The organism is Microcoleus sp. FACHB-672, from assembly GCF_014695725.1.
In the GTDB taxonomy this organism is placed as follows: domain Bacteria; phylum Cyanobacteriota; class Cyanobacteriia; order Cyanobacteriales; family Oscillatoriaceae; genus FACHB-68.
Genome location: NZ_JACJOU010000004.1, coordinates 314043 through 325435, shown reverse-complemented (window position 1 = coordinate 325435; position 11393 = coordinate 314043). Strand labels below are relative to the sequence as shown.

Sequence of the window (11393 nt, the reverse complement as noted above, 5' to 3'; positions counted from 1 at the left end):
CTTTCTCTCTACTGTTTTATTAACTTTTGAATGAAGCTTTTGGCTACACAAAATCGTTTCGCCAATTCCCGTTGCGATATTTCTTCATTCTCATACACTTGGATTATTTTTTCCCGCAAGTCCAGTGAGTAGGCTTTCATCTTTACACCCTCAACAGCTCCCCATTACTGTACCTCTGTTATTCGAGAAACGCTATAATACAGTCGTCTATACCCATCAACTTATATATAATACCTCGCTTGCTACAAGCAGTGATTACTTCAGCTTGCATGGTAGGGATATATATACTTGCCAAACAACTGTTAGGGCGACCTGCGGCTCTAGCTGCCATTAGCTTACTTATACTAGAACCGTTCTTTTTAGGCTATCAGCGCTTCATCACAACTGATGCCTTACAAGCTGACTTTAGTGTGTTGGCATTGCTCCTTCTTCTGCTTTACTTACGGGGAGATGGCGATCGCAAATGGCTTGTAGCTTCAGGTGCACTAATGGGATTGGCAACGGCTGCTAAAATACCGACTCTTTGCCTTGTGCCTGCAGTTATTATCTGGATTGTTCTAATTGAGTTAGGACTCTGGCGGACAAATTTTCCTCCAAGAGGCTGGAAGCGACAAATTATAGATCTGATGTTGTGGAGCATGAGCTTAGGTGCGGTCATCTTTCTGATTTGGCCCGCATTGTGGGTGGCACCTCGACAAACATTTGACGCCCTCAAAGAAGGTCTTGAAAAAGAAGCTGATAGGGGTGGTCATTTCTTTCTAGGACAGATAAGCACTTCGCCAGGGCTTGCTTTCTATCCGTTAGTCCTAGCCTATCGTCTTTCACCCGCCATGCAAGCTGGGTTACTAGCTTGTTTAGCCATACTGGTCATTCCCAAGTTGCGTCGTGGTTGTAAGAAAACCCCTGAGCTAATTGCCCTGTTCTTAATCCCCTTGTGTGTCCTAGTCTTTTTATCTACTATCAATAGCAAGTTTGATCGCTACTTCCTTCTCGCTTGGCCAGAGCTAGCCTTGTTGGCTGGGGTTGGGTGGAGAACAATTGGAGCTTGGGTTAAACACTGGGGGGTATCACTACAACCTCGCTTGTCTAATAACTGGGTTGCTAGATGGAAGACTAACCGAGGAATAAAGACTGGAGTCTTGCTTGCACTCGCTCAAATTGTCATCCTTTTACCCCATTATCCCTACTATTTAACTTACTACAATCCTTTATTGGGGGGTCCACGCACCGTTCAAAACTTGTTAACGATAGGTCAAGGAGAGGGTCTAGATCAAGCTGCTCACTGGTTAAACCAGTCACCCAATACTCAAGAAATTACCGCAGCTGTATTGCACCCCACAGTGTTTGCCCCCTATTTTCAAGGTCGTACTGTAGAACTAGACAAGTGGACATCAGTTAATCGTGTGGTGTATTACATCAATGCGATACAGCGCCAGAAGCCAGAACCGGCTGTATTCGCTTACTTTACAGCACAGCAACCGTTGCACACTGTACAGCTACACGGAGTTGACTATGTGCGAGTCTATCCAGGCCCTGTGCCTCTACCTGAGGATTTAAAAAACATCCAGGTTCCCCTCTCTTTATCTTTTGGTAAACAGATACGCTTGCTAGGATATGACCTGAGTCGATCTGAGCTAAAACCAGGTGAGGAGATTCTAGTTACGTTCTACTGGAAATTTCTGGAGCCACTACCGCCAGATTTCAACATAAGCGTCAGCCTGCGTAATCAAGATGGAAATTCTCAGAACCGTTCCGATGCTCCTTTGGTAGCTGGCTATTTGCCTCTCGATCAAATCGTGCCAGGTACAGTTGTGCGAGATGTTCATAAGTTAACAACTGTGCCTAATGTACGACCTGGGCATTACCGCCTTGAAGTAGGATGGTTTTCGGCTAATAAGGGGCAAGCACTGGAAACCCGCGATGCCGCAGGGAAAGCTCAAGGCTCTCAGACAGCTATTGGCGAGGTTAAGGTGGTACGGCAAGCTACATAACCTGAGTTCGGGATAAGGAAGGGACAAGCGAGTAAGCTAAAAGTCATCACACAACAGCAATACTTGCTCGTCCCATGCTTAGTCAAGAAGAACTTTTTTGCTCTATCGATGATTTGCGGCCTTCTTTTTGAACCTTTGTGGCATAAACAACTGATAGGGGATAAACTCAAACATCGCCACTGCCATCGTCAACTGTGCCCTAGTGAAATCATGACCATCGAGATTGCATTCCATCAATCTCATTACCCGAGTTTTAAAGCATTTTACCAGCAGAAGGTACGTGGACAGTGGAGTTGCGCCTTTGCCGGCGTTGGTGAGTTATTAACGCTTTGTTGAATGGATGCCTTCCACAAGTCTTGCCTTTAAGTATCAATGTACTTCGCCTTTCTATGTCACTACACTTGAGAAAAATGAAGAATTAAGAGACCCGATTTTCAATGCTTAATTCTTCATTTTTACCTGACTTCTAAGTACAATCAGTTTTTCAGTTCTTGCAGCATTTTATCAACTTTTTCCACCCATTTAGTGTTGCCCTGCTTTTTATAGAGTTTGCGGGCTTCCTCAAAGGCTTCTTTTGCTTCTGGCCGGCGATCTCGACCTTTAAATGCTAGACCTAGGTTGTAGTAGGCTCCAGCATTTTCAGGAGCGAGTTTAATGACCTCTTTGTAAGCCACAATCGCTGCTAAATAATCCTGCTCTTGCAAGCGAACATCGCCAATTGCCGCTTGCGCTTCTACAGATTTGGGATTAATGGCTATGGCTTGTTTATAAGCCACGACAGCACGAGCAAAATCATTCTGCGCTTGGAATATTTTGCCAACTTGGAAGTGAATGTCAGGATTACGCGGCTCTAGTTGGGCAGCTCGTTCTAACTCCACTCTCGCAGCGTTTAAGTTGCCTTCCGCCAAGTAAGCCGTGCCTAAACCCAGCTTCACACTTGCTTGCTTGGGAGCCATTCCAGCGGCTCGTTTTAGCACCTCTATCGCTTCCTGATGCCGGCCTTGCCGCACGAGCGATAATCCCATCGACTCATAAGCCTTCCAGTATTTGCCGTCAAGGTCAATCGCTTTTTGAAATGCATTCTGAGCGCCTTTGTAGTCTTCTTGGCGCATCAGCACAACGCCTAGTCCCAAATGAGCATTCATGTTTTTTGGATCAATTTGGGCGGCGCGACGATAGGCACCGGCAGCCCCGGCATTATCGCCGGCCTGAGCTAAACTGAATGCCAGCGCGTATTGAAAATCTCCATTATTGGGTTCAATGGCAACGGCTTGCTGGTAGGCTGATGCAGCGGCTTCGTAGTTTGCCTGGCGCGCCTGCACGTAGCCTATACCAGAGAAAATTCGGGCGTTTTTGCGGTCTAAGTTGGCTGCTTGTTCGTAAAGTGTTAAGGCGGTGGGAAAATCTCCTTTGTTTACTAATTCACGGGCTTGCTGGAGAAGTTTGCCCAGCTGTTGGTTGTTGTTGTTTTGCGCCACAAGTGCTTGAGCTTGGGCGACAGGTGGCTGGGTGGCGGGGAGCGATCCCAACAACCAGAAACTGATGACGAACAGAGTTTGCTTTTGCACGGCCTAAGATATTCCTGCCAAATCTAATATGCTACTGTTGCTTCAATATTCAATCAGCAATGATTGATATTGATATCCGGACTTGTGCGATTTTTTTCACATTGCGAGGACAATCAATGATTGTAACAACAACTGACGTTCTTCAAGGGATGGTCATTCAAGATTATTTGGGGATTGTAACAGCCGAAGTCGTTTACGGCACCAACGCCGTGCGAGATTTTTTTGCCGGCATTCGCGATATCATCGGTGGGCGCACCGGCAGCTATGAACAGGTGTTTGAACGGGGGCAACGGGACGCACTTGCAGAACTGGAACAACGCGCTCAGCGCCTGGGTGCAGATGCGGTGATTGGCGTCGAAATTAACACCGGCACAATTAACATTGACGGAGCCGGTAGTCTCTTGCTCATTACTGCTACCGGCACCGCTGTGAGGTTAATACAGGACTAAGATTTTCGGGTGTAATGTCCTACGAGTTCTGCTGTGGCCAAAATGTGGCTTTCCATCGCTCTCAGCACATCGGCTTTTTCGATCCCCGGTTCGAGTTCCAGGTTGTGATTCAATGCGTAGAGTTTGAAAAAGTAACGGTGAGTGCCGCCTGGGGGACAAGGGCCGCCATAATCGAATGTGTCAAAATCGTTTTTGCCAGGAACGCCGCCTGTATCGCTTGCAGCCTCTGGTATTTGGCGAGTTTCTGCCGGCAAGTTAAAAAGAACCCAGTGGGTAAATGTCCCTCCTGGTGCATCGGGATCGTCAACGATCAGGGCGAAGCTTTGAGTTTCTGCCGGCGCTTCATCCCAACTCAGCGGTGGAGAAATATTTTGCCCATCGCAGGTGTATTTAGCGGGGATCGACTCATTCGCAGCAAAAGCGGTACTTTTCAGTTTCATAGGCTCAATCAGCGTTTTTGTTTGTGTTGGACTCGGATTGATTGTAGAGACAGATTTTAACGTATCTTGAAAAAAGTCGAGAAATCCGATCCCCATCAACTCTGTCAAACCCGCATTTTGCTAAATAAAAATTTGCCGATTTATTTCAGCGGCAAATTGATAATTTTGAGCGAATGAGGAGATTCTGAAGAAGTTTTGCTGAGTAAAACTTATGGAATCAAAAGAATATGATGATTGGCTTTATGGAGATGAATCTTGAAAATCAAATTTAATTAATAAAAGCAACAATATTAAAAATTGAATTTGAATTAGCACAAATAATTATGAAATTTCTAGAGAAAATCTAAATTAGAGGTAAAATCAATTCAGCTCTCTCAACACACTTTTAGTTACATAAGCCAAAGCGGATTCACAATTCCTGAAATTGAAAATGCTATTCGTAGGAGCGCGTGGCAAACCGCTGAACAAAATCGCCTTGAATCCCGTAAAGATTTTTCCTACAATACGCTCAAGGTATTAGGTCAACCGCATCCTGACTAAAAGATTGCGGCTCTAGATATTAACAGACTTTACCCAAAAGCCATCACCAATACGGCAAAGTTTGGCTTAACCAATGTAACCAGTGCATATTGATCTGGCTTGAGTGCCTATAGGAACCTAGGTCAGTTTTTGCTCTGGGATAACATTCCTAAAGGCAACAGCAACCCATAGAATTTTAGGAGAAACTGCCTTTTCAGTGCTTCAAGTAGAAGGGAATGGTCAACTCTCTGTTGGGGGTGTTTCTTTAAACCACTCTAAGGCTTTCAGAGCAATCGGCCCAGGAACGGTATGAGGCCCGTCAAATTCCTCATATACCACCTCATAACCGGCTCGCTGCATCACGGGTACAATTCGACGGCTACATCGATCAATTTGTAGCACCTCGTCTCGTTGGCCGTGAGAGATGAACAATTGGGGTTTGCCAACTTGGGCTGCCGGTGCCATGAATCCGGGTGAGAAGGCAACGACATGGGTAAACAGGTCGCCATTGGTGACGCCAACCGAGAGAGCATAGGAAGCGCCATCAGAGAAGCCGGCAATTGCCAACCGGCTTGGATCTACGGCATAACGGCTGAAGGTCTGTGCCAGCGCCCGATCCATGAAGGCAATGTCGGGTCCATACTGGCCCATAATCATATCCCAGGTCTGCCGGCGCGAGTCTACAGCTAGCAAAATCGTCTCGTATGGATCTGCTAGCTTTTGAACGATGTTCAGTGCGCCCTCAGCGTCGCCTGCTGCACCGTGTAGCATCAAGACGAGGGGGGCGGGGCGTTCAGGGCGATAGCCCTTAGGCACGTAGAGGAAGCCATCTCGCTTACCATCCAACTTCAACGGATGCAGTCCGGGAGTTCCGGCTTCTGTGGGCTGGCTTGGACGAGAACGCAATTGTCCTTCAGTCGCAGCTGAACCAGCTTGTTTTGAGCTTCTCATAATCGATAAGTCCTGTTTCACACAACTGGATATTTGAGAGACAGCGAGGGGTAAGACAACACCGGCAACCCCAAATCGAAGGAGTTGTCGTCGTGTCCAGCGAGGGGGAAAGCGATTATATTGCCTCATAGCGTTTGTCCTATTAGGCATTTCTTGAGCCTACACCGGGGGATCTAAGCGTCCCGGTGCTGGAAAGTGGGGAACCGGCATTTGTCCGGGGGAAGCCGGTGTCGGCAGTTTAGGCGGATGAGGCAGTTGCCGGTGTGGCGTTGTCGGGATCGGACGTTGAATCGGTTTGTTGTTGATTGGAAACCATAGAAACCTTCTACAATTGTGTGTTTAACAATCTCAAAGACTTTCTCAAATTCGTGAGAATTATGCCTCCACACTAAGACGCTTGATGGTTGTTTAACCTCGTTCTTTTGAAAGATTCAGACTCATTAAAATGTTAAATGTTTAAGTGATAATCCACACTAAAAGTGGCGGTTTCTCCCTAAGATTTTTCACCTAGAGCATTGCTGTGCGATTTATCAAGGCTCATCAGCCTGAAAACCTTAGAGTGCGGGTCTCTTGACCGCTAGAACTCTGACAACCAATTTAAAATTGCTATAGTTTATTCCAGTTAAAATGATGGGGATTTGCAACTTTGAAACTAAAAATTGAAAGTATTTATTAATACAGACGTGAAACCTATTCGGCTTTCCAACACGCTTATCGTCCCCTGCCTAAAACCAGCATCATCCATTTCATTGCCTACCCTGCGGATAAGCTCTACATCCTGGTAGAGAACCAAGATACAACGATGTCTCAGCTTTTGGATTTGGGCAAAAAGTGGCGAGCTGGCTTGGTAGGCGTGTATGATGGCACGAATGAGGACTACACTTGGCGGCTCAAACATCGGCTGAGAGCTAGATTGGAAGCCGGTTATGTGGTGAGAATGTTGGGCATGAGCGCGATGCCGTTGTTATTTCTTAATGGTGGGATTGAATCTGAATCGTTGGTCATTTGATGGGATCACTCCTTTGTAGGAAAGGCGAGCGACGAGGTTGGTTCCATTTCTGGAAGAACACCGGGCTGAGCTAAAGGGACATCGGCTGGTGTGGCGCAAAAATGCTGGCCTGTAGCGGGTGAAGCTGGTGCGATGAGCCATTAGATGAAGGCAAGTAGAGTGGAAAGGCGAGGAATAATAATGCTTGACTTAATCGAGATATTGCCAAAGTTGAACTCTTGAGTCAAAATAATCGGGATCACTTTTCCTTCCTCAGCATAATTACTATGCCCCTAACGGATGACATAGCTTCGCTTAGGCAGTTCCGCCAAGGATTAGAACCTCACGGCATAGAAATTTGGAGTTCTTCAGAGTCGTTGCCTGAAGAGGTTTTACAGCAGTTCATTCGTAGCGATGAGGATACAACAATACCAGCAGATGCCCATGCTGAAGAGCTTCATCCACAGCAGCGCATCGACGAGTTATCGGCGGACACCCCAGAAACTCAGATTTCACATTTTATTGACGGTTCGCCTCGAACAGTCAATGTTGGCTTTCTGTTAGGTGCCAATGGTGTTTCGTATCCTGTTGGGCTATCTCATGTGGGTGCTGTTGCTGTTTCCTTTGATAACGGACGATGGCAAGAAACAGGCTTTAACAATAGGCACATGATTTTAGCCTCCGTTCAGCAAGGCATGGGCATTAATCTTCAAGTTAGTGGCACATTTAAGCTTGAAGATCCTACAGATAAATTATCTGGCAATAGGCAAATCGATCCTACGGATATGGTCGAGATGCGAAATGCAGCTATCCGAAGGGCGCGACGAAGGATGCGAATTTGCGAAAGAGAGTTAGTTCGAGAACTTTCTAACAGCTATCCAGACAATTGGACTGCGGCAGACGGTACGCTGTTTGACATAGATGCTTATAACAATAATATGCGTGATATTCAGGTTGTAGGAATCAGTAAATCTTTTACTCTCAACCCAATTGTTGAACGAAACAGTACGCGAGAACGAATAGGCTACCTTGTAGGCATACTGACAAACTTACCTGTAGGTTGGCGCAGCCCTGTGTACAAACTCACACCAGAGATCAACCGTTTAGATAAATACACTTATATGTGGTTCATTAGGCTGCACAATGCTCGTCAGAGTCCTGTAAGCGGCATTATCAAAGTTGAGCTACCACCGTCTAATGTTTACCTAGATTCGACTCTCAGATTAAAAACTGTTAATGCTCTCAGTCATAAGCTTTTCAGACTGCGAACTCCGTATCTGTATGACAACAGACGCGGTGAGTCTTTCCTGTATCCAATTTATGTCGCTGAGACTTTGATTAAGAGCAAGCTAAAGTCTGTAGATAAACTTAGAGGCATCTGGGAATCTAGTCAGTATTAGATGGAGTAATAATCACATGGTCGGTCAACTTCCTCAACCGAATCAAAATCAGGCTCAGGAATATAATCAGGAACAAACTCAAGAGTCTAATCCGAGCCAAAACACTATTGGGCGTGTTGCGGCAACCAAAATGCAGGGCAACAATAGCCGCGAATTCTACTTTTGGATTGATCCAAGTACAAACATTAATCCACTGGATTTAATAGTGGTCAGAGAGCAACAAACGCATCGTCAAGTGTATGCACAGGTGCTAGACATTACGAGCTACACGGATGCGGAAAGTTTTTTAGAAATTTTTGCATCAACAAACTTTGGTGATGTTCAACTCACTAGCGAGATTGACCGCATAGCCTTCAATGTTGCAAAAGCACAAGTTCTTGGAACATCTGATAATGTGCGAATGCCTGTTCAGTTTAATAGCCCTGTCTATCTTGCAGATGCTGAAGCAATTCAAGCTTTGTTGAGAGCAAATGACATTCGAGAAGAATACAGGATACCGATTGGATACATTGAGCAATCCAATAATGTGAAAGTTCCTGTTTGCATGGAAGCATCCTGGTTGACGGGTCCTGAAGGAGCGCACCTCAATGTTTCAGGTAAGTCTCGATTGGCGGCAAAGACATCTTATATCCTTTTCCTTATTTCTGCAATTCTCCAAACACAAAAAGATACAGCTTTCGTCATCTTCAACGTCAAGGGAAGTGATCTCCTACAAATTCATCGTCCTAATAGATTGCTTTCCGCAGCCAATAACCCAGCACAATTTGAACAATTGGAGGAGGATCAGCGCGAACGACTACGAAACTTACAAGAATCTTGGCAGTCTATGGGGTTAGAAGCGCGACCATTTGATGAAAATAGCGTATTCTATTTTCTGCCCTCGTCAAAGAATGACTCGAATCGAATCAATGCCGATTTGAGAAATTTACCTCTGGCAGGAGATGGGCTAATTACTAACCAACCAAATAATTACTTCATCTATCGATATACATTACAGGATGTACAAGGTAAGCTTCGTCTTCTCTTAGCTAGTCAACCCCTCACAGATCCTCAAGAGCAACTTATTGATGCTCTGGATAATGACAACACCTCATACGCTTGGACACAGAGAACTTTCTCTGACCTGTCAAGTCAATTGCAAACCCATGTAGCAAAAAAAAGCTCGTACCTCAATGCAACCGATTCTACAGTTAGAGTCGTAATGAAAAGTCTAAATACTGCAACAAATAATAGAACAACTGGTGTATTTGACTATGAGCGCCAGGATTTTGCAAGCAATCGTTTTCGCTTGCCTTCTACTTTCATTAAAGACTCTTTAACTGCTGGTCAAACTGTAGTTGTGGATATTGGTAGCGTAAATGATCTTGAGAAGCAGTGGGTGTTTGGAGATGTTTTAAAAGCTGTTGAAGACAAAATGGCTTTTGGAGATACAGGAGAACTGAAGAAAATAGTCATTTTTGTAGATGAACTGAATAAGTATGCACCTTCTGGTTTATCTTCGCCATTAACAACCGACATTGTTGACATTACTGCTAGAGGTGGTTCTCTTGGGGTAATTCTTTTTGGTGCAGAGCAGTTTGCATCACGTATCAATCCTCAAGTATATGGTAACTGTGCAAACAAAGCTTTCGGACTGACGGATGCAACGGAGACAAGCACAGACCCCTACCGTGCATTTCCCAAAGAGATCAAGGATAGACTCTCTGAGCTACAAAAGGGAGAGTTGATCCTCAATGTTGATTTCTTCGGGCAGCCTCTCCGGGTCAAGTTTCCACCGCCAGCCTGTAGGAAGCAAGAAGATGCCAGCTAGAGGAAGTAGTTTCGCTGCCTGTATTCTCTCTTTAGACAGTATTATTCAAGTAGAGAGTCTTATAGTAAGGCAGAGCACACTATGTCAAATATTGAAGAAAGGCTCGAAGCTCGATATTTTGATAAGTTTCTCCCGCTTATATACTCAAAATCTTTCGGGCAGCGTCTAATCGACTCTTCTCCTCATCAACTCCGAACATGGGAAAGCCGCACTGGCAAAGTGGCTATCTTCCATCGTCCTCCACCCACAATTAAGGAAGATGCCTTCGCTAAACCTGAGCGTCTTGGCAGAGTAATCAAGCAACTTGCTGTTTGCTACCGTAAAGATTTGAGGGGTAAAGTTGCTCTCGCTCGTGAAGTGCTACGAACTCTCTTTGAAGCTACAGACAATGTAGCTGTGGCTTTTAGTGGTGGACGTGATAGCTTAGTCGCTCTTGACATCGCCCGTAAGATCAGACCCGATATTCCTGTAATGATCGTAAACACGGGTATCGAATTTCCTGAATCAATTAAGTACGTTCGTCAACTGGCACAAGATTGGAACCTCAATTTTTATGAAGTTAAGCCAAAAGTTGATTTCTGGAAGTTAACCGGGGAACAAGGTATTCCTGTTGCTGGCCGGGGGAATACAACCTTCATGCGTGATTTATCAAACAAGGCAGATGTTAAGCTGTCTAATTCATGCTGTAGGCGAATGAAGGAGACACCCGCCCGTCAATTTTATCGAGAACACAAGATTGAAGGTGTAATTACAGGCTTGCGTGTATCTGAAAGTTTGATGCGAAAGTTAAACTTTGCAGACTATGGAGCCTTGCGCTATAGCAAAACATACAACACACTCATCGCCTGGTGCCTTTATGCTTGGAAAGACCAAGATATTGCTGACTACATCCAAAAGTATAAACTTCCATTGAATCCACTTTACAATATGGGCTATCAGCGCGTTGGATGCTGGTCATGTTTACAAGATATGCTATATAAAGACTCCCGTCTATTTACTCTTCAAAAACAACACCCTAAGCTTTATGACGTGCTAATCAAAAATCTTGGTGATGAAATGATGCGCCTCTACAGCGTATGGGCAGATATAGAAGATTTTGAGTTGGATACAAAAGAGCTAGAAGGATTATATAGACCTTGTGACTTTGTAATGTTGGAACAATATCGAAAAGAAAATAAGAAGGATTCAAGGACTGATTTATTAGACTTAGAAATTGAGAATCCTTCTTAAAAGCTGCTTACCCTATAAAGAAATAAAAAAGATGCCGATATAAACAA

General features: G+C 44.9%; 10 protein-coding genes. 7 read left to right on the top strand and 3 right to left on the bottom strand.

The features are described 5' to 3' along the window. The first annotated feature begins 167 nt into the window (after positions 1-167). A complete protein-coding gene (locus tag H6F56_RS02400) occupies positions 168-1991 on the top strand; it encodes an ArnT family glycosyltransferase (protein ID WP_255513669.1) in 1824 nt (607 codons plus the stop codon). Between the two features lie 210 nt (positions 1992-2201). Beyond that, on the top strand, positions 2202-2327 hold the full coding sequence (locus H6F56_RS26710) for a hypothetical protein (protein ID WP_255513666.1): 126 nt from the start codon (positions 2202-2204) through the stop codon (positions 2325-2327). 140 nt (positions 2328-2467) lie between these two features. On the opposite strand, the gene H6F56_RS02395 is transcribed toward H6F56_RS26710, so the two are convergent. After that, entirely contained in the window at positions 2468-3559 is a 1092-nt protein-coding gene (locus H6F56_RS02395; protein ID WP_190665246.1) for a tetratricopeptide repeat protein, read from the bottom strand. A gap of 116 nt (positions 3560-3675) precedes the next feature. On the opposite strand from H6F56_RS02395, the gene H6F56_RS02390 reads away from it, so the two are divergent. Next, complete coding sequence (locus H6F56_RS02390) at positions 3676-4008, top strand: YbjQ family protein (RefSeq protein ID WP_190665245.1); 333 nt, start codon at positions 3676-3678, stop codon at positions 4006-4008. Here the strand turns inward: H6F56_RS02390 and H6F56_RS02385 are convergent. Next, on the bottom strand, positions 4005-4448 hold the full coding sequence (locus H6F56_RS02385) for a YbhB/YbcL family Raf kinase inhibitor-like protein (protein WP_199312533.1): 444 nt from the start codon (positions 4446-4448) through the stop codon (positions 4005-4007). The two genes, H6F56_RS02390 and H6F56_RS02385, sit on opposite strands and share 4 nt — an antisense overlap. A gap of 759 nt (positions 4449-5207) precedes the next feature. After that, complete coding sequence (locus H6F56_RS02380) at positions 5208-6047, bottom strand: alpha/beta hydrolase (RefSeq protein ID WP_199312532.1); 840 nt, start codon at positions 6045-6047, stop codon at positions 5208-5210. 673 nt (positions 6048-6720) lie between these two features. Here H6F56_RS02380 and H6F56_RS02375 point away from each other — a divergent pair. The 4 genes from H6F56_RS02375 (at position 6721) to H6F56_RS02360 (ending at position 11346) form a co-directional block, all read left to right on the top strand. After that, positions 6721-6927, top strand: a complete 207-nt coding sequence (locus tag H6F56_RS02375; protein ID WP_190665244.1) for a hypothetical protein — start codon at positions 6721-6723, stop codon at positions 6925-6927. A 266-nt stretch (positions 6928-7193) separates the two neighbouring features. Next, positions 7194-8306, top strand: coding sequence for a hypothetical protein (locus tag H6F56_RS02370; protein WP_190665243.1), 1113 nt, complete (start codon positions 7194-7196; stop codon positions 8304-8306). Between the two features lie 16 nt (positions 8307-8322). Next, a complete protein-coding gene (locus H6F56_RS02365; protein WP_190665242.1) occupies positions 8323-10116 on the top strand; it encodes an ATP-binding protein in 1794 nt (597 codons plus the stop codon). Positions 10117-10197: 81 nt separating this feature from the next. Next, complete coding sequence (locus tag H6F56_RS02360; RefSeq protein WP_190665241.1) at positions 10198-11346, top strand: phosphoadenosine phosphosulfate reductase family protein; 1149 nt, start codon at positions 10198-10200, stop codon at positions 11344-11346. Positions 11347-11393 lie beyond the last annotated feature (47 nt).

Excerpts from the sequence above, each read along its gene's own strand:
- H6F56_RS26710 (WP_255513666.1), top strand. The coding sequence starts at position 2,202 with ATGACCATCGAGATTGCATTCCATCAATCTCATTACCCGAGTTTTAAA.
- H6F56_RS02390 (WP_190665245.1), top strand. The coding sequence starts at position 3,676 with ATGATTGTAACAACAACTGACGTTCTTCAAGGGATGGTCATTCAAGAT.
- H6F56_RS02385 (WP_199312533.1), bottom strand. The coding sequence starts at position 4,448 with ATGAAACTGAAAAGTACCGCTTTTGCTGCGAATGAGTCGATCCCCGCT.
- H6F56_RS02380 (WP_199312532.1), bottom strand. The coding sequence starts at position 6,047 with ATGAGGCAATATAATCGCTTTCCCCCTCGCTGGACACGACGACAACTC.
- H6F56_RS02375 (WP_190665244.1), top strand. The coding sequence starts at position 6,721 with ATGTCTCAGCTTTTGGATTTGGGCAAAAAGTGGCGAGCTGGCTTGGTA.
- H6F56_RS02370 (WP_190665243.1), top strand. The coding sequence starts at position 7,194 with ATGCCCCTAACGGATGACATAGCTTCGCTTAGGCAGTTCCGCCAAGGA.
- H6F56_RS02365 (WP_190665242.1), top strand. The coding sequence starts at position 8,323 with ATGGTCGGTCAACTTCCTCAACCGAATCAAAATCAGGCTCAGGAATAT.
- H6F56_RS02360 (WP_190665241.1), top strand. The coding sequence starts at position 10,198 with ATGTCAAATATTGAAGAAAGGCTCGAAGCTCGATATTTTGATAAGTTT.